The following is an 18427-nucleotide window of genomic DNA, read 5'->3' as shown; positions in this document are numbered from 1 at the left end:
CTGCCCAAGGCGACGGCCTGCGCAGAACTTGATAGCTCAAGGCTCGTCGTATGTCAGCCCGAACACCGTCTCAGTCAGCCAGTGGCGGAACGACTCGTTGTCCTGGAATTGCTTGAACAGCTGCGCGTCATCGGCAAACAGCGAAGTAAGCACCCGCTTGAGGGCCTTGTCGTGCTCGATCCGGGCATTCTGGCGATCCGAGTTCTGTTTGGCGTTCTGGTACGCCTGATCGGCCGACACGCGGGTGGGGATCTCGCCGGTGATGCGCTGCTCCATGCGCTGCGGATCGGCAAACAGGCCACCAAACTGCTCGTTGAAGGCCTTCACGATGTTGGACAACCGGTCCAGCTCCGGCTCCGGTTTGCGACCGCCAGCGGAGGTCGGCACCGGTTCGATCTCGGCATCGGCATCCGGTAGCGCAATCGCCAGCGTGGCCTTTTTCTCGGCGCGGTAGCTGTCCATGTCGATGGCATCGAGAATGCCCCTGGCCAGATCCTCTTCCACCGGCGCGGGCAACTTGGCGATCAGGAAATTCAGGAAGATCGACAGCTTCTCCCAGGCTTGCACGCCGTAAGGAAGGATGGTGGCGAGGAAGTCGTAGGTACGCGTGAACGCCTTGGCCTTGCCCTTGAACACGACTTGCCCGTCTTCGTCCAGGTCCTCCACATAGACCGCGACGCAGGCATCGAGGATGGGATCGAGCCGGTCGCGGTCTGCGCCGTCCAGGTACAGCTGCACCAGCGTATCGATCTGTTCCGGCGCATAGACCTGGCAGCCGTCCAGTTCGTACTTCAGTGTGTGCAGCTTGTCGGCGTCTGTCTCGCGGCTGAGGATGGTGGTGCGGTAGTAATCGGCGAACGCCTTTTCGATGGTGTCGACGTCGTTGTGGAAGTCGAGCACGAATACGTCGTGCTTCTTCGGGTGCGCACGGTTCAGACGCGACAGCGTCTGCACCGCCTTGATGCTCGACAGTGCCTTGTCCACGTACATGGTGTGCAACAGCGGTTCATCGTAGCCGGTCTGGAACTTGTCGGCACAGATCAGGAAGCGATACGGGTCTTCCTGGATGCGCTCGGCGATCTCGCCGCCAGGGAAGCCGTTCAACTTCGCCTCGGTCACCTTGTCGCCCTTGTATTCCGGCTCGCCGGAGAAGGCGACGATGGCACGATACGGGCTACGGATCTCCGTCAGATAATCGCGGAAGGCGAAGAAATACTGGATCGCACGCTCGATGCTGGCGGTCACCACCATCGCCCGCGCCTGCCCGCCGATCTTGTGCTGGCCGATCACCTGCTCGTGGAAGTGATCGACCATGATCTCGGCCTTGTCGCGGATCGCCTTGCCGTGACTCTCCACGTAGATGCGCAGTTTTTTACGCGCCTTCTTGACGTCGAACTCGGGGTCGCCGGAAACCACCTTGGCCAGCCGGTAATAGCTTTCCACTGGCGTGTAGTACTTGAGCACATCGAGGATGAAACCTTCCTCGATCGCCTGTTTCATCGTGTAGGTGTGGAAAGGCCGGTACTTGGTCTCCTCACCTAACCGATACGGCGTACCAAACATCTCAAGCGTCTTGTTCTTCGGCGTCGCCGTGAATGCGAAATAGCTGGCGTTGGTAAGCATCTTGCGCGACGCGATGATCGCGTTGATGCGATCTTCGAGATCCTCCTCGCTGTCGTAGTCCGCAGGCTCTTCGGCCAGTGCCATGTTGAGCTTGCTGGCGGTGCGTCCACCCTGGCTGGAATGCGCCTCATCGATGATGATCGCGAACGCGCCGCTGCGATGCGCGTCGCCGATGCGGTCGAGCACGAACGGAAACGTCTGCACGGTCGAGATGATGATCTTCTTGCCATCGCGCAAAAACCTGGCGAGCTGCTCGGTTTTCGAACTGCCCGCGCCTTCCTTCACCGCACCGACCAGCGTCGAGACCTGGGCGAAACCGCGGATGGTTTCGCGGATCTGCCGATCGAGCAGGCGCCGGTCGGTGATCACGATGATGGAATCGAACAGCTCGCGCCCATCCTTGCGCAGGCCGATCAACTGGTGCGCCAGCCACGCGATGGAGTTGGACTTGCCACTGCCGGCCGAATGCTGGATCAGGTAGCGCTTGCCGACACCGAACCACGCCGCATCAGCGAGCAGTTTGCGCACCACATCGAGTTGGTGGTAGCGCGGGAACACCTGCACGCGTTTCTTCTTGCCGGTCTTCTCGTTCCTCTCTTCGACGATCTGCGCGTAGTTCTCCAGAATGTCGGTCAGGCCGCCCGGCGTGAGGATGCGCCGCCACAGATAGTCGGTCTTGATCCCGTAAGGGTTGGGCGGGTTGCCGGCACCCTGATTCCAGCCCTGATTGAACGGCAGGAACCAGGAATCCCTGGCCGTGCCCTTGCTGCCTTTCAGCTCAGTGCACATGCGCACTTCATGATCGTCGAGCGCGAAGTGCACCACGCAGCGACCGAACTGGAACAGCGTCTCGCGCGGATCGCGATCACGCTTGTACTGCTCTTCCGCATCTTCTGCCGTCTGCTTGGTCAGGCTGTTCTTCAGCTCGAAGGTAGCAATCGGCAGGCCGTTGATGAACAGCGCCAGGTCCAGCGAGCGCTTGCTCTGCTCGCGGCTGTAGTGCAGTTGCCGGGTGACGCTGAAGCGGTTGGCCGCATGCCGCGCGACGGCCTTGGCGTTTTCCGGCGACGGCGTGCCATAGAACAAGTCGACCTGATGCTTGCCATGGCCGATGCCCTTGCGCAGCACGTCGATAGTGCCGCGCCGGGTGATCTCACCCTGCAACTGGGCGAGAAATTTGCGCCGGCTGGGGCCGTCATGGCGCAGGTCGAGCGCGGTGGCGGCCTCTTCCTGCGTCTGCTCCAGAAACGTCGCCAGTTGCTCCAGATCGACCGCGTACTCGCGCTCGTAGTCGGCGTTGCGGCCCGCGATCCAGTCGAAGGCGGTCATCGCGCCGACGATCAGCGACTCCAGCCCTTCCTCCTTGATATTGGTGACTGGTGGCTTGTCCGCTGGTGTCGGACGCGCGGTTTCGATCAGCTTGATGCCGCCGTCGAGGCCGAAGGCGGCTCGTGGATCGGATGCGGGCAACGCCAACCCGAATTCAGCATTCGCCGGCCGCGCAAATTCGTCGAGGAAGGCGACCAGCCGCGGGTCCTGCGCCTGGAAGGCGCGGATCAGGCGCTCGGCGGCAGCAGTCGGCATTTCAAGTCGAACCAGCGAGCTGTTGGTCGGCGCCACGGCCACCAATTGCAATTCCCTCACTTCCACTTCGGCATAGGCCGCAACCATCCGTACCAGCCGAACGCGCTCGCGTTCGCTCATCGCCTCGAACGGCATGGCGAGGATCAGGTCGACCATCGCTTTCTGATCGGCGGACATCGCCGGCAGCCGATCGCGCTCCAGCGCACAAGGCGACTGCTTGAACTTGTGCAACTGGGATTCCGGCCAGTGCTCGGCATGCGAGCGCGTGTGGCAGTTGGCGCAAAGCACCACCAGATTTTCGAAGGCGTGATCCTTGCTCTTGGCCCACGGCTCGATATGCGCCTTTTCCAGCGACACCGGCTCGCAGCAGCAGGCGCAGCGATAGCGACATTCGAACAGCAGATCGCGCTGGGTTTGAAGCGGTATCGCGGGCCGGCTGCTCATTCAGCGTCCTCGTATTCCAGTTCGTCCGTGGTCTCGTCGATGACAGGTTCGTCGACCGGCGCGTCGACGATCTCGGGCAAGCTCGCCACTGCTGCGCGCACATCCAGCTTGCCGGTGACGATATCCGCGGTCAGGCGGGTGCGGTATTCCTGCATCAATGAGATTTCGTGCTCAATGTGGGCGACGGTCCTTTCAATTGGCGCGCATTCGGCCTCTATTACCTCAACGATGCACTGCTGCTCGTCCATAGGTGGGAGAAGAACGCGCCACGATTTAATGTGCCCTTGCGAGATCTTTGGCATCGTCCCACTTGATCCACGGGCATCTCGTTCGATGTGTTGCCGGCCAATCTGCGACAACAATTGAAACACCAAGAATTGAGGATCAAATGCGTCACTGCGAAGACGCAAGCGATAGATCAGATCGCAGAGTAGGGTTCGAGGTCGAGCCCCCTTAACAAGACATACGTCGCCTACCCGATCCCTAGTATTGGATCGCGTCAATAGTAGATCACCATCGGCCACCTCGAATTGGCGAGGAATAGCTGCGGCCATCGACACTGGTTTAATAGCAGCGGGGTTGAAAACACCGCGTCTGACAGATGACAAGGTCAGGACACACCATTGCTCAGGAACGATGTCTCCTTCCGCAGCCACCGGGCTCCAGCCTTGTTCGATCCCGGTCAGACAACGACCTAGAAGCGGCAAGCCCCAGTGCACTGGAACATCACCGACCCAATCGATACCCGAAGGCTTGAGCGGCACATCTGGATTCAGCCCGCGCGTCACCGCGCGGTGGATGATGGCCTGTTTCTGCTCGTTCAGCAGCGCGATCAGCTTTCGCTTGGCGCGGATGAAGCTGTCGATCTTGCGGTTGGCGTGATCCAGAAAGCGCACGATGGCAGCTTGTTCGTGGGGTGGCGGCAACAGGATTGGCGTGTCGAGAAATGACCAATCGGTCAGCTGCATCCGCGATATCCATATTCCTTTCGACCTGACGCGCAGTTCCCAGTCATACGCATTGGATCGAAGCAGATAGTTGAAGTACTGCCACCCATCACGATGCTCGGGCCGCAACCGGTACACGCCATAGGCCGTACTGACGATGCCGTGATACTTGGAGAAGCCAAGACCCTTCATCCATGCCCAAAGACTGTTGATCACCAGATCGCCTGGCCATGCAAGCTTGTGCCCCGCATACGAGTTCGCTTGGAACATGGTGACGGCCTTTTCGCTGCGCCGTCTCACTCCATCGGCAGCCGAAACCGACAGGAGTTCTTCGTCACCGATAATCGAGCGTTTATCAATGCACTCGAATACACCTCGTCCGCGCCGGATCGTCCATTTCTTCGGCACTGACGGCAGCCAAACCAACTCCGAAACCTTGTACGCCGCATACGGCTTCAACCCCGCGATCATGCCGCCGCCCCTTCCGCCGCATCGCCCGGCTCGCCGAACAACTCGATATACGCCTGGTAGCGAAACAGCCGGTTGCGTCGGTAGCCGGTGGCTTCCGTCAGCACGCCCAGCTCCACCAGTCGCGAGACCAGGTTATTGGCGGCGGTATAAGTCGTCGTGGTCAGCGCCTGCACGTCGGCGACCGAGACGATCGGGCGCTGGTACAGATGCTCCAGCACCTTGTGGCCGTTGCCGGCGGCGCGGCCGAGCCCGGCGGTGACCTTGGCGCGATGGTCCTCGCGCAGGGCGAGGATGCGCCGCGCGGTTTCGGTGGCCTCGCGGCTGACGCTGGCCACGCCGCGCAGAAAGAATGCCAGCCAGCCTTCCCAGTCGCCACCGTCGCGCACCGCCTGCAGGCGTTCGTAGTATTCGGTGCGGTGCTGCTTGAAGAAGTGCGACAGGTACAGCACCGGCTTGAGCAGGATCTCGCGCTGGCACAGCAGAAAGGTGATCAGCAAACGACCGACACGGCCGTTGCCGTCGAGGAAGGGATGGATGGTTTCGAATTGCGCATGCGCCAGGCCGATCTGGATCAGCTGCGGCAGGGTGCTGTCGGCGTGCAGGAAGGTTTCCAGTGCGCCAAGCGCGAGCGGCACTTCGTGCGGTGGCGGCGGCACGTAGGTCGCTTCGGTCAGCGTGCAGCCGGCGTGGCCGATCCAGTTCTGCGAGGTGCGCAGTTCGCCCGGCGTCAGCCGCATGCCGCGCACGCCCTGCAGCAGGCGTTCGTGGATTTCGCGGATCAGACGCACGGATACCGGCAGTTCCTGCAACCGCTGCAGGCCATAGTTCATCGCGGCCACGTAGTTGACCACTTCGTCGACATCGCGCGGGCGATCCGGCGCCAGGATATGCGCCTCGGCCGCCAGCAGATCCTGCAGCGAACTCTGCGTGCCCTCGATCTGGCTGGACAGCACCGCCTCCTTGCGCACGTACATGAAGACGAACAGGTCGGGGTTGGGCAGGGTCTGGATCGAGCCGTCGAGTCGGCCGAGCGCGCGGTCGGCCAGCGACAGCAGGGTCTGCAGCTCGCCTTCCAGCCGCACTGACGGCTGCGGCGGTAGCGGCGCCGGATGAAAGGCGCGGTAGCCGGTGGCTTGGGCGATATAGCGCCCGGCGCGGTGACGCATCGCCTCATCGCCGGCGCGAGGATCGGGCGCGTTCATACGAGGCTGGCTTGCATATGGCCCGAATCTCCGTCCATGTTCAACGTAGCCTGCAATATAGAGAGCGTTTGGCCCTGTATGCAAGGCAGCCTTCGCCATGGGGCCGGCCGCTTCATGACGCCATATCGCTGACGATTTCCGACAACAGGCCCTCGGTCTCCTGCTCCAGAGCCAGGATGTCGGCGCTGATCTCGGCCAGGCTGCGCAGCACCGGCGGTTTGTAGAAGTGCCGGGTAAAGCTGATCTCGTAACCGACCTTGGTGTCGGCCTCGACGATCCAGGCATCCGGCGTGTACGGCAGCACCTCGCGACGGATGAAGGCCTCGATGCCGCCCGCTTCGAGCAGCGGAATCTGTTCGTGGTCGCGCAGCTCGCTGTCGGGCTCGTACTCCACGACCCAGGGCTTGCCGTCGATCTGCACCGCGTACAGGCCGCGCAACGGGTCGGGCTTTGCCTTGCCTGGCTTGTGGTGCTTGCGGATGACCGGCGGCGCACCCTCCACTCGCCAGCTCACCGCATTGACGATCGCTTTCCGGTCGGCTGCGCTCAACTTCATATCGAGGCGGGCGAGCACGGTTTCGAGCTGATCGACAAACTCGTTGTGATCCTCGAACAAGCCATCGCCCAGTGCTTCGCGCAGGCGCAGCGCGGTGTCGACCAGCATCGCGTCGCGCTTCCAGCTATCCACGTTGAGCAATTTCTTCTTCTTTTTGTCGGACAGGCTGCGCGCGACGGGTGCTTCTTCACCTTCGCCTTCATCCTCGGCGTCGGATTTTCCCCAGTCGTCGAGGCGACGTTCCAGCTCCGCGCGCACGGAGGTGGGGTCATCGAACAGGGCCTCGCCGAGCGCGTCATAGAGGGCGGCGCGAATGTCCTCGTCGCCGGAGGCAAAACGCAGCGTTTCGATGCGCGCGCGACTGAGCTGGCTATGCAGGCGCAGCGGGCGCTCGACCTTGACCTTCCAGTAACCGAAAGCGGCGTTCGGGAAAATCTTCGACTGTTCGGTTTCCTCGAAGGCAAGGAAGCTATCGCAGATGCGGCGGATATCCTCGGCCGACAGTTCGCAGTTCTTCTTGCCCATGTTCTTGCGCAGCGGCCGAAACCACTGGCTGGCGTCGATCAGTTGCACCTTGCCCTGCCGGTGCGCGGGCTTGCGATTGCCGAGCACCCAGACATAGGTGGCGATGCCGGTGTTGTAGAACATGTTAAGCGGCAGGGCGACGATGGCTTCGAGCCAGTCGCTCTCGATGATCCAGCGGCGGATATTGCTTTCGCCCTGCCCCGCGTCGCCGGTGAACAGCGACGAGCCATTGTGCACCTCGGCAATGCGGCTGCCGAGCGGGGTGTCGTGCTTCATCTTGCTCAGCATGTTGGCCAGGAACATCATCTGGCCGTCGCTGGAACGGGTGACCAGCGAGTATTCGGGTTCCTCGCCGTGCTGGATGACGAAACGCGGATCGCGCAGCTCCTTCTTGCCGCCCATGCGTTCGAGGTCGCTCTTCCAGCTTTTGCCGTAAGGTGGATTGGCGAGCATGAAATCGAACGTGCGCGCGCGGAATGCATCGTTGGACAGGGTGGAATATTCCGGCCCACCAACGATGTTGTCGGCAGCGTCGCCATCGCCCTTGATCAGCAGATCGGCCTTGCAGATGGCATAGGTTTCGCCGTTGATCTCCTGACCATAGAGATGGGTCGCCACCTGCTTGCCGTGCGCGCGGGCGATCTGCTGCAGGGTTCCTTCCGCCACGGTCAGCATGCCGCCAGTACCGCAAGCGCAGTCGTACAGCAGGTAGGTGCCTGATTCGATCTGTTCCGCCACCGGCAGGAACATCAGGTTGGCCATCAGCCGCACGGCGTCGCGCGGGGTCCAGTGCTCGCCGGCCTCTTCGTTGTTGTCCTCGTTGAAACGGCGCACGAGTTCCTCGAACAGCGTGCCCATCGAGTGGTTGTCGAGTGCGGGCAGATCGTCCAGGGGCTGTGGCCCGAGGTTGATATCCTTGTCGAGGAATTTCTCGATCAGCGGCCCCAGCGCATCGGCCTTGGAAAGGCGCGGAAGCTGGTGGCGGAACTCGAAATTGTTGAGGATGTCCTGCACGTTCGGCGAAAAGCCGTCGAGGTAAACCTCGAAATCGTCCTTCAGCTTCTGCCGGGTGGCGCGCGACTTGAGATCGCGCAAGCGGAATGGCGAGGTGTTGTAGAACGCCTGCTCGGCGGCGGCGCGCAGAGCATCATCCTGATTGGTGATGCCCTCGCGATCGAGCGCCGCCTTCATGTCCAGCACTGCCTGCTTGGTCGGCTCGAGCACGGCATCGAGCCGACGCAGTACCGTCATCGGCAGGATCACATCGCGATACTTGCCACGCACATAAATGTCGCGCAGCACGTCGTCGGCAATGTTCCAGAGAAAATTGGTAAGGGTGTTGAGTTGGGTTTGATCCACGAATGCGTTCCTGTCATCTCTTTGAATGATAGAGGACGGAGCTGGGCTTCGCCGCCTGCAAGGCGCGGTGGTGTACGGGGATCATCGGTTGCAAAGAAAAACCCCGCCAAAGCGGGGTTTCTCGTGTGACAGCGTGGCCAGCCGGACTTAGAAGTCCATGCCGCCCATGCCACCCATGCCGCCGCCCATGCCACCGCCGCCGTGGCTGTGGCCTTCGTCCTTCTTCGGCAGCTCGGCAATGATCGCTTCGGTGGTGATCGCCAGACCGGCAACCGACGAAGCGTGCTGCAGCGCGGTGCGGGTCACCTTGGTCGGATCCAGGATGCCCATCGCCACCATGTCGCCGAACTCGCCGGTGGCGGCGTTGTAGCCGAAGTTGCCCTTGCCTTCCTTCACCTTGTTGAGGATCACCGACGGCTCTTCGCCGGCGTTGGCGACGATCGCGCGCAGCGGCGCTTCCAGCGCGCGGCGGGTGATCGCGATGCCCAGATCCTGGTCGGTGTTGTCACCCTTCAGGCCTTCGACCGCCTTCAGCGCGCGGATCAGTGCGACGCCGCCGCCGGGGACCACGCCTTCTTCGACGGCTGCGCGCGTGGCGTGCAGGGCGTCTTCGACGCGGGCCTTCTTTTCCTTCATTTCGATCTCGGTGCCGGCACCGACCTTGATCACCGCCACGCCGCCGGCCAGCTTGGCCACGCGCTCCTGCAGCTTCTCCTTGTCGTAGTCCGACGAGGTCTCCTCGATCTGCGCCTTGACCTGCGCGATGCGCGACTGGATTTTCTCCGCTTCACCGGCACCGTCGATGATCGTGGTGTTTTCCTTGGTGATGACGATGCGCTTGGCGCGACCCAGATCGGCGATCGTGGTCTTCTCCAGCGACAGGCCGACTTCCTCGGACACGACCTGGCCGTTGGTCAGGATCGCGATGTCTTCCAGGATCGCCTTGCGACGGTCACCGAAGCCCGGCGCCTTGACGGCGGCGACCTTGACGATGCCGCGGATGGTGTTGACCACCAGCGTGGCCAGCGCCTCGCCCTCGACTTCCTCGGCGACGATCAGCAGCGGCTTGCCGGCCTTGGCGACGGCTTCCAGCACCGGCAGCAGCTCGCGCACGTTCGACACTTTCTTGTCGTGGATCAGGATGTACGGGTCATCCAGCTCGACCTGCTGGCTCTGCTGGTTGTTGATGAAGTACGGCGACAGGTAGCCGCGATCGAACTGCATGCCCTCGACGACGTCCAGCTCGTTCTCGAGACCCGAACCTTCCTCGACCGTGATCACGCCTTCCTTGCCGACTTTCTTCATCGCGGTAGCGATGATGTCGCCGATGTTGGTGTCGGAGTTGGCCGAGATCGTGCCGACCTGCGCGATTTCCTTGTCGTTCGCGGTCGGGTTGGACATCTTCTTCAGCTCGCCGACGGCGGCCGCAACGGCCTTGTCGATGCCGCGCTTCAGGTCCATCGGATTGATGCCGGCGGCAACCGCCTTGAGGCCTTCCTGGATGAACGCCTGGGCCAGCACGGTCGCGGTGGTGGTGCCGTCACCGGCGACGTCGGAGGTCTTGGACGCGGCTTCCTTGACGATCTGCGCGCCGAGGTTCTCGTACTTGTCTGCCAGTTCGATCTCCTTCGCGACGGACACGCCGTCCTTGGTGATCGTCGGGGCGCCGAAGCTCTTCTCGAGCACGACGTTGCGGCCCTTCGGGCCGAGGGTGACCTTGACCGCATTGGCCAGGGTGTTCACGCCTTTCAGCATGCGAGCGCGGGCGTCTTCGCCGAAACGTACTTCTTTAGCGGCCATAATTTTTTTGCCTCAAAAAAATTGAATAGGAATGGGAAACGTTGCGAAACTGCTGCAAGAAGGAGCCAAAGGCGACTGGCGTGCGCGGGTTTGCTTTTCGCGCTCGACCACCGAGGCCCCATCCCATCAGCCTTCGATCACAGCCACGATGTCGTCTTCCTTCAGGAACACGAGGTCTTCGCCGTCGATCTTGATTTCCTGGCCGGCGTACTTGCCGAACAGCACGGTGTCGCCTTCCTTCAGCGACATCGGGCGAACCTTGCCGTCGGCCATGATCAGGCCGGTGCCGGCGGCGACGACCTTGCCGCGGGTGGGCTTCTCGGTGGCGCTGTCGGGGATGACGATGCCGCCGGCGGAGACACGCTCCTCTTCCAGGCGCTTGACGATGACGCGATCGTGCAACGGACGCAGTTTGCTCATGGGTGGCTCCAGCTTGACGGTGGGTTGAGTTTGCGAGGACTGACAGGCCGGCCCGGGCGGACCGCTTGTTAGCACTCATCATAGATGAGTGCCAATTCTAGCGATGCAAGCCCCCACTGCAAGAAAAAAATCGCGGCCGGGATCGATCCGGTGACCCTGCGTCAGCCAATGGGGCGGCCGGATCAGGGTCTCAAGGGAGATGACGGGTCACTCTGTTAAATTGGGTCGTTCCCGACGCCCGAGTCCCGCATGTCCGCGTCCACCGTCCTGCTCTGCTACTGCACCTGCCCCGACGCCGCCAGCGCGCAGACCTTGGCCGAAACGCTGGTGAATGAGCGGCTGGCCGCCTGCGTCAACCGGTTGCCTGGCGTGCAATCCACCTATTGCTGGCAGGGTACGACGACCACGGACAAGGAAGAATTGCTGTTGATCAAGACCACCGCCGATCGTTTCGAGACACTGAAGGCCCGCCTGCTGGAACTGCACCCTTGCGATCTGCCGGAATTGATCGCCGTGCCGGTGGAACGCGGCCATGCAACTTACCTGGACTGGGTGCGCACTCAAACAGATAGCTGAAACGCCTCCGCACCCTTCCGGCTCTGAAGCGACACCGTTCCGCCGCCAGTGAGCCGGGCACGACGTCGCACCCCGCATCCGCGGCTGGAAGCTGGCACATAATCCCTGCTGCGCATCCGCGCACGATCCGAAAGAAGAATATCGATGCATTCCCCGTTGCATGGCCGCCCGACCTCGCTCCTGTTGATCCTGCTTGCCCTGATGCTGGCAGTACCGCCCGCGTTCGCGCAGAGCACCGCCGACCTGCTGCCGGTCACCGAGGCGTACAAGCTCAGCGCCGATGCCGCCGTGCCGGGCGTGCTGAAACTGCACTGGACGATCGCGCCGGACTATTACCTCTACCGCGGCCGCATGAAGTTCAAGGGCGGCGACGGCGTGACCTTGGGCGAGGCACAACTGCCGGACGGCGAGAAGCATCACGACGAATACCTGGGCGACGTGGAGACCTACCATCACGGCGTCGACGCCACGTTGCCGTACACCGTCGCCGCCGGCACCACCCGGCTGAAGCTGAGCGTGCAGTATCAGGGCTGCCACGAGGTCGATCCGAAGATCTGCTATCCGCCGCATACCGAGCAGATCGATCTGCCGTTGCCGGCCGGCACCAACACCATCACGCCCTCACCGCCCGCGACGAGGCCCGCATCGCTGGGCGCCGCGCTGCAGGCGCTCGGCAGCCCGTCTGCGGGTGGCACCGGCGCAGCCCTGCCACCCGAGCAGGCCTTCGCCTTTGCCGCGCTGGCGCAAGGCCCGCACCAGCTGCTGCTGCGCTGGACGATGCCCAAGGGCTACTACCTCTATCGTGACCAGACCAGTCTGCGACTGAGCGATGCGCCAGGCCTCGACCTGAAGCCGGTGTGGCCGGCGGGTGTCGCGCATCACGACGAACATCACGGCGATGTCATCGTGTACTTCGACGAGGTCGATCTGCCGGTGACGGTGCAAGGCGACCTGGCCGGGCGCAAGCAGTTGGAACTGGAGGCGAGTTTCCAGGGTTGCCAGGAAGGCGGCCTGTGCTACCCGGTAATGAACCGCGGGGTGACCATCGATCTGGGCGACAGCTCCGCAGTAACCGGCACCGCGCTGGCAACCACGGCGCCGCCACCTGCAGCGGACGTCGGTGGCGGCCCGCTGCAGATCAGCCTGATTGCCGCGCTGTTGCTGGCGCTGGGCGGCGGTCTGGTGCTGAACCTGATGCCCTGCGTGCTGCCGGTGCTGTCGATCAAGGCGGTCAGCGTGCTGGAGAGCGGCGAAAACCCCGCCACCCGACGCAGCCATGCCTTGTTCTATGCCGCCGGGGTGCTGTGCAGTTTCGCTGTGTTGGGGCTTGGCATTCTGGCCTTGCGCGAGGCCGGACATGCGCTCGGCTGGGGCACCCAGTTGCAGCAGCCGTTGGTGGTAGGCGTGCTGGCCTGCGTGATGCTGGCGGTGGGTTTGTCGATGTCCGGCGTGGTGCAGTTCGGCGCCTCGCTGGGCAATACCGGTGCCGGTCTGGCCGGCCGCGCCGGCGCGGCCGGTGACTTTTTCACCGGCGTGCTGGCGGTGGTGGTCGCCACGCCATGCACCGCACCGTTCATGGGCAGCGCCCTGGCTTACGCCTTCACCGCGCCGATGCTGTCGGCACTGCTGGTGTTCCTGATGCTGGGCATCGGCCTGGCGTTGCCGTTCCTGGCGATCGGCTTCGTGCCTGCGCTGGCACGCCTGCTGCCGCGGCCGGGACGCTGGATGGAAACGCTGAAGCAGGTGCTGGCCTTCCCGATGTACCTCACCGCCGCCTGGCTGGTCTGGGTGCTGGCCAACCAGCGCGGTGCCGATGCCGTCGGTCTGGTCCTGGTGGCGATGGTACTGTTGGCGATGACCTTGTGGTGGTTCGAGCGCAGTCGTTCGCGCGGCGCCATCAGCAAGCTTGCGGTCGCGGTACTGGCGATCGCCACGCTGGTGCCGATGGCACTGTTGACCCGGGTGCCCCCACCGTCCAGTGCCACGGCGACCGAGGATGGCGTGGTCGCCTACAGCCCGCAGAAGCTGGCCGAACTGCGCGCCGCCGGCACGCCCGTATTCGTCGACATGACCGCCGACTGGTGCGTCACCTGCAAGGCGAACGAGCACACCGTGCTGGACACGCAGCGATTCCGCGACCTACTGCAACGCACCGGCGCGGTCTACATGAAAGGCGACTGGACCGACGTCAACCCGGCCATCAGCACATTCCTCGCGCAATACCATTCGCCGGGGGTACCACTGTACGTCGTGTTCCCGAAACACGGCGGCCCCGGCCGGCAACTGTCCACCGTGCTGACCTCCTCGATGGTCGAGCGGGCGCTGACCGACGCCGCGCGCTGATGCCCGGTCGCAGCACCAGCCTGATCCTGGCGCTGGCCGCGCTGGCCGCCATCCTCGGCGGCTTCATCCAGCACCAGCGGCAAGCGCCGATGGTCGGTCTCGTAAACGCCGCGATGATCGGCCGGCCCTTGCCGGCCCTGCTCCTGCCAGATCTTCAAGGCCGCCCACACCGGTTGACCGACTACCGTGGCCGGCGGCTGCTGCTGAATTTCTGGGCCAGCTGGTGCGGTCCGTGCCTGGAGGAAATGCCGGCGCTGAACCAGGTACAGCGAAAGTTCGGCGATCATGGGGCGATCGTACTCGGAATCGCCATGGACGAACCCGAACGCGTTCGTGCCTTTCTGTCCGCACATCCGGTAAGTTACCCGATTTTGCTGGGCCAACTGGAGGCACCAAGCACCTCGCTTCAACTTGGCGATAGCAGCGAGATAATCCCTTTTAGCGTACTTGTAGGCGCAGATGGGCGCATTTTGGCGACTCATGCCGGCGCGCTGTCTCCTGCGCAACTGGATGATTGGCTGGCACCCGTCCAGACGCGACCCTGAAGGCCGCCGGACATACGCCAGCGCAGGGTAATCCCGCACTTCTCCGTCAAACATCGTCGATCTACAGTGAACTGGACAACATCAACCGGTGCGCGCACACTGCGCCCGGTGCCGGGACATCCGGACGCAAGCTGGACGGTTTCGTGGCCAAGATCCTGGTCCTGCATGGGCCCAATCTCAACCTGCTGGGTACCCGCGAGCCGAAGCTCTACGGGAGCGAAACCCTCACCGCAATCAACCAGGCGCTGACCGGGCGCGCGCAGGCGGCGGGGCATGCCCTGGTCTGGTTCCAATCCAATGCCGAGCATGAACTGATCGATCGCATCCACCAGGCCCGGGACGACCAGACCGCCCTGATCCTGTGCAATGCCGGCGCCTTCACCCACACCAGCATCGCGCTGCGCGATGCATTCGCCGCCGCCGCGATCCCGTTCATCGAAGTGCACCTGTCCAACGTGTTTGCGCGCGAGCCGTTCCGCCACCATTCGCACCTCGCCGACCTGGCGGTTGGCGTGATCTGCGGTTTCGGCAGCACCAGCTATGACCTGGCGCTGGAGGCGGCGATCAAGCGCCTGCAGGCCGCGCCCACCATGGCCTGAACCGGGCGACCGGCTGCCCAATTCGATTCTTTTCAATTCCAGCCACCATGCGTGGCATGACCGACCAAAGGCTGATCCGATGGATTTGCGCAAAATCAAGAAACTGATCGACCTGCTCGAGGAATCCAACCTCGCCGAACTGGAAATCAAGGAGGGCGAGGAAGTCGTCCGCCTGTCGCGCGTACCCAAGGGTGCCGTGCCGGTGGCTGCCGCGACCGCCGCCCCGGTAGCCGCGGCACCGGTGGCCGCGCCTGCGCCAGTGGCTGCCGTCAACGAGGCTCCCGTCGCCGACGCGCTGCCCGCCGGCCATGTGGTCAAGGCGCCGATGGTCGGCACCTTCTACGCCTCGGCCACCCCGGGTACGCCGGCCTTCGTCAAGGTCGGCCAGCAGGTGAAGGCCGGCGAGACACTGGGCATCATCGAGGCGATGAAGATGTTCAACCAGATCGAGGCCGACGTGGCCGGCACCGTACAGACCATTCTGGTCGAGAACGGCCAGCCGGTGGAATTCGACGAACCCATGTTCGTGATTGCCTGAGGAGCCGGGATTCGGGAATGGGGATTCGGGATTCGTCACAGCAGCGACCGCATGAGCGGCTGGAAGTGTGGCGCGACGCGATGGATCTGGTCGAAGCCATTTATCGAATCAGTGCCGGTTTCCCAGACTCCGAACGCTTTACCCTCACTTCGCAACTACGGCGTGCCGCGATCAGCATACCCTCGAACATCGCGGAGGGCGCGGCCCGCCGATCCACACCCGAGTACCTGCGGTTCTTGTCTATGGCTCGTGGCTCCCTGTCAGAACTGGACACACAATTGCAAATCGCCGAGCGACTCGTTTATGTCTCCGGTACACAGGATGTAACTGAGCTGATCAATCGAGTCTTTGCCAAACTCAACGCGCTTATCCGATCCATCCAGGCCAAGAGAGGTGACTGATGCAACGCCGGCCCTCGCTCTTACAAATCCCGAATCCCGAATCCCGAATCCCATGCTAGAAAAAGTCGTCATCGCCAACCGCGGCGAAATTGCCCTGCGCGTATTGCGCGCCTGCCACAGCCTCGGCATCAAGACCGTGGCGGTGCACTCCACGGTGGATCGCAACCTGAAACACGTCGGTCTGGCCGACGAAGCCGTCTGCATCGGACCCGGCCCGTCCGTGGACAGCTACCTCAACATTCCGCGGATCATCGCGGCAGCCGAGATCACCGACGCCCAGGCGATCCACCCGGGCTACGGCTTCCTGTCCGAACGCGCAGATTTCGCCGAACAGGTGGAACAGTCCGGCTTCATCTTCATCGGCCCAACTGCCGACGTGATCCGCCTGATGGGCGACAAGGTCGAGGCGATCCGCGCCATGAAGGCCGCCGGCGTGCCGTGCGTGCCCGGCTCCGGCGGCCCGCTCGGCGAGGACGTCGATACCAACATCAAGATCGCCCGCGAGATCGGCTATCCGGTGATCATCAAGGCCGCCGGCGGCGGCGGTGGCCGCGGCATGCGCGTGGTGCGCACCGAGGCGCACCTGGGTAATGCCATCACGATGACCAAGGCCGAGGCCAAGGCCGCGTTCGGCAACGAACAGGTCTACATGGAGAAATTTCTGGAGAATCCACGCCACGTGGAGATCCAGGTGCTCGCCGATGGCCAGGGCAACGCGATTCATCTGGGCGAGCGCGACTGTTCGATGCAGCGCCGCCACCAGAAGGTGGTCGAGGAAGCACCTGCACCGGGCATCACGCCGGAGCAGCGCGCGCAGATCGGCAAGGTCTGCGTCGACGCCTGCCTGCGCATCAATTACCGAGGCGCCGGCACGTTCGAGTTCCTGTACGAGAACGGCCGCTTCTACTTCATCGAGATGAACACGCGCATCCAGGTCGAGCATCCGGTGACCGAACTGATCACCGGCGTCGATCTGGTGCGCGAGCAACTGCTGATCGCCGGTGGCGAGAAGCTCTCCATCCGCCAGGACGACATCAAGATCACCGGTCACGCGATCGAATGCCGCATCAACGCCGAGGATCCCGACACCTTCATGCCCAGCCCCGGCACGGTGAAGCGATTCGAGGCCCCGGGCGGCCCCGGCGTGCGCGTGGACACCCACCTGTACGACGGCTATCGCATTCCGCCGAACTACGATTCGATGATCGGCAAGCTGATCGTGCATGGCCCCGATCGCGAGACCGCCATCGCGCGCATGCGCCTGGCACTGGCCGAGACGGTGATCGAAGGGGTGAAGTGCAACATCCCGTTGCAGCAACGGATCATGGCGGACGCGGGCTTCCATCATGGCGGCCAGAACATCCACTACCTCGAGAAGCGGATGGCCGAGCAGAAGGAAAAGGCTGCCGCCGGACACTGAGCGAGGAGTGAGGGAAGATGAGTGAGGAGTGAGAGAAAGCAGGCACATCCTGCTTCCCGTCAGAAGCCGGCATTCCTCTCCCCTCTGATGCACTCGTCACAACTCCCGCTCTTCTCTCTTCTCTCTACTCACTCCTCTTCCCTCACTCCTCGCCTTATGCCTTTTCTCGAACTATCCCTGATCGTCCGCATCGAACAGCAGCCCGCGGCGGAAGAAGCGCTGGAGGATCTCGGTGCCCTGTCGATCACCCTGCGCGATGCCGACGCGGAGACGCCGGACGAGCAGGCGATCTTCGAGCCGGGCGTGGGCGAGTTGCCGCTGTGGTCGACGATCACGCTGAACGCGCTGTTCGACGAACACGCCGACCGGCGCGGCCTCAGCGCCGCACTGGGCGAGTTGCTGCCATGGCTCGAACCGGACCAGCTGAGTTTCGCCGATGTCGCCGATCAGGACTGGGAACGCGCCTGGATGGATCAGTTCAAGCCGATGCCATTCGGTCGCCGGCTGTGGATCTACCCGTGGAACATCGAACCACCTGCCGATGAGAACCTGGTGGTGGTCCGACTGGATCCCGGCCTCGCGTTCGGCAGTGGCACCCACCCGACCACCGCGCTGTGCCTGGAATGGCTGGACGGCCTCGACCTCGCTGGCAAGACGATCATCGACTACGGCTGTGGCTCCGGCATCCTGGCGATCGCCGCACTGAAGCTCGGCGCGACCAGCGCGGTCGGCATCGACAACGATCCGCAGGCACTCATCGCCTCGGCCGACAATGCCGAACGCAACGGCGTCGCCACGAAACTGGCGCTGTTCCTGCCGCATGATGCCGATGCCAGGCCGGCCGACATCTTCATCGCCAACATCCTCGCCGGTCCGCTCGGCGAACTCGCGCCTACCTTCGCCGCCGCCGCGAAGCCCGGCGCACCGTTCGCGATCTCGGGCATCCTCGCCGGCCAGCAGGACGAGCTGCTGCAACGTTACGCCGAGTGGTTCGACGAGCTGCGCGTGGACACCCGCGAAGACTGGGTACGCATCAGCGGTCGGCGTCGCGCCTGACGGCATCGACGGACCGCG

At 63.3% G+C, this 18427-nt stretch carries 14 protein-coding genes; 8 read left to right on the top strand and 6 right to left on the bottom strand.

What is annotated here, in order from left to right; translation table 11 throughout:
• Positions 1–36: 36 nt before the first annotated feature.
• From B0E47_RS12115 to B0E47_RS12090, 6 genes are all read right to left on the bottom strand, one after another.
• Positions 37–3651 (bottom strand): type I restriction endonuclease, encoded by a 3615-nt coding sequence (locus B0E47_RS12115; protein WP_077514517.1) that lies wholly within the window; start codon positions 3649–3651, stop codon positions 37–39.
• Positions 3648–5069 carry a restriction endonuclease subunit S gene (locus B0E47_RS12110; RefSeq protein ID WP_077514516.1) on the bottom strand — a complete coding sequence of 474 codons (1422 nt, stop codon included), beginning with the start codon at positions 5067–5069 and terminating at the stop codon, positions 3648–3650. Before B0E47_RS12110 ends, B0E47_RS12115 begins: the two co-directional genes overlap by 4 nt.
• On the bottom strand, positions 5066–6235 hold the full coding sequence (locus tag B0E47_RS12105; protein WP_077514775.1) for a Fic family protein: 1170 nt from the start codon (positions 6233–6235) through the stop codon (positions 5066–5068). Before B0E47_RS12105 ends, B0E47_RS12110 begins: the two co-directional genes overlap by 4 nt.
• Before the next feature lie 148 nt (positions 6236–6383).
• The gene (locus B0E47_RS12100) at positions 6384–8711 is read right to left on the bottom strand and encodes a class I SAM-dependent DNA methyltransferase (RefSeq protein ID WP_139351449.1); all 2328 of its coding nucleotides are present in this window, start codon (positions 8709–8711) and stop codon (positions 6384–6386) included.
• 147 nt (positions 8712–8858) lie between these two features.
• Positions 8859–10511 (bottom strand): chaperonin GroEL, encoded by a 1653-nt coding sequence (gene groL / locus B0E47_RS12095; protein ID WP_077514514.1) that lies wholly within the window; start codon positions 10509–10511, stop codon positions 8859–8861.
• Between the two features lie 126 nt (positions 10512–10637).
• A complete protein-coding gene (locus tag B0E47_RS12090; RefSeq protein WP_077514513.1) occupies positions 10638–10931 on the bottom strand; it encodes a co-chaperone GroES in 294 nt (97 codons plus the stop codon).
• A gap of 249 nt (positions 10932–11180) precedes the next feature.
• On the opposite strand from B0E47_RS12090, the gene cutA reads away from it, so the two are divergent.
• From cutA to prmA, 8 genes are all read left to right on the top strand, one after another.
• Complete coding sequence (cutA, locus tag B0E47_RS12085) at positions 11181–11507, top strand: divalent-cation tolerance protein CutA (protein WP_077514512.1); 327 nt, start codon at positions 11181–11183, stop codon at positions 11505–11507.
• A 144-nt stretch (positions 11508–11651) separates the two neighbouring features.
• Positions 11652–13850, top strand: coding sequence for a protein-disulfide reductase DsbD (locus B0E47_RS12080; protein WP_077514511.1), 2199 nt, complete (start codon positions 11652–11654; stop codon positions 13848–13850).
• On the top strand, positions 13850–14395 hold the full coding sequence (locus tag B0E47_RS12075; RefSeq protein WP_077514510.1) for a TlpA disulfide reductase family protein: 546 nt from the start codon (positions 13850–13852) through the stop codon (positions 14393–14395). The genes B0E47_RS12080 and B0E47_RS12075 overlap by 1 nt, the downstream gene beginning before the upstream one ends.
• A 143-nt stretch (positions 14396–14538) precedes the next feature.
• A complete protein-coding gene (gene aroQ, locus B0E47_RS12070; protein ID WP_077514509.1) occupies positions 14539–14994 on the top strand; it encodes a type II 3-dehydroquinate dehydratase in 456 nt (151 codons plus the stop codon).
• A gap of 79 nt (positions 14995–15073) precedes the next feature.
• On the top strand, positions 15074–15532 hold the full coding sequence (accB, locus tag B0E47_RS12065) for an acetyl-CoA carboxylase biotin carboxyl carrier protein (protein ID WP_077514508.1): 459 nt from the start codon (positions 15074–15076) through the stop codon (positions 15530–15532).
• Positions 15533–15549: 17 nt separating this feature from the next.
• Positions 15550–15933: a four helix bundle protein gene (locus tag B0E47_RS12060; protein ID WP_077514507.1), complete on the top strand. Its 384-nt coding sequence runs from the start codon at positions 15550–15552 to the stop codon at positions 15931–15933.
• A gap of 52 nt (positions 15934–15985) precedes the next feature.
• Positions 15986–17353, top strand: coding sequence for an acetyl-CoA carboxylase biotin carboxylase subunit (accC, locus tag B0E47_RS12055; RefSeq protein ID WP_077514506.1), 1368 nt, complete (start codon positions 15986–15988; stop codon positions 17351–17353).
• A 156-nt stretch (positions 17354–17509) separates the two neighbouring features.
• Entirely contained in the window at positions 17510–18409 is a 900-nt protein-coding gene (gene prmA, locus B0E47_RS12050; RefSeq protein ID WP_077514505.1) for a 50S ribosomal protein L11 methyltransferase, read from the top strand.
• The last annotated feature ends 18 nt before the right edge of the window (positions 18410–18427 follow it).

Source organism: Rhodanobacter sp. B05, from assembly GCF_002001085.1.
GTDB lineage: Bacteria > Pseudomonadota > Gammaproteobacteria > Xanthomonadales > Rhodanobacteraceae > Rhodanobacter.
This window is presented reverse-complemented; position numbering and strand designations above follow the sequence as displayed.

Excerpts from the sequence above, each read along its gene's own strand:
- B0E47_RS12090 (WP_077514513.1), bottom strand. The coding sequence starts at position 10,931 with ATGAGCAAACTGCGTCCGTTGCACGATCGCGTCATCGTCAAGCGCCTG.
- B0E47_RS12080 (WP_077514511.1), top strand. The coding sequence starts at position 11,652 with ATGCATTCCCCGTTGCATGGCCGCCCGACCTCGCTCCTGTTGATCCTG.
- prmA (WP_077514505.1), top strand. The coding sequence starts at position 17,510 with ATGCCTTTTCTCGAACTATCCCTGATCGTCCGCATCGAACAGCAGCCC.
- cutA (WP_077514512.1), top strand. The coding sequence starts at position 11,181 with ATGTCCGCGTCCACCGTCCTGCTCTGCTACTGCACCTGCCCCGACGCC.
- B0E47_RS12110 (WP_077514516.1), bottom strand. The coding sequence starts at position 5,069 with ATGATCGCGGGGTTGAAGCCGTATGCGGCGTACAAGGTTTCGGAGTTG.
- B0E47_RS12105 (WP_077514775.1), bottom strand. The coding sequence starts at position 6,235 with ATGCGTCACCGCGCCGGGCGCTATATCGCCCAAGCCACCGGCTACCGC.
- B0E47_RS12060 (WP_077514507.1), top strand. The coding sequence starts at position 15,550 with ATGGGGATTCGGGATTCGTCACAGCAGCGACCGCATGAGCGGCTGGAA.
- accB (WP_077514508.1), top strand. The coding sequence starts at position 15,074 with ATGGATTTGCGCAAAATCAAGAAACTGATCGACCTGCTCGAGGAATCC.
- groL (WP_077514514.1), bottom strand. The coding sequence starts at position 10,511 with ATGGCCGCTAAAGAAGTACGTTTCGGCGAAGACGCCCGCGCTCGCATG.
- accC (WP_077514506.1), top strand. The coding sequence starts at position 15,986 with ATGCTAGAAAAAGTCGTCATCGCCAACCGCGGCGAAATTGCCCTGCGC.
- B0E47_RS12075 (WP_077514510.1), top strand. The coding sequence starts at position 13,850 with ATGCCCGGTCGCAGCACCAGCCTGATCCTGGCGCTGGCCGCGCTGGCC.
- B0E47_RS12115 (WP_077514517.1), bottom strand. The coding sequence starts at position 3,651 with ATGAGCAGCCGGCCCGCGATACCGCTTCAAACCCAGCGCGATCTGCTG.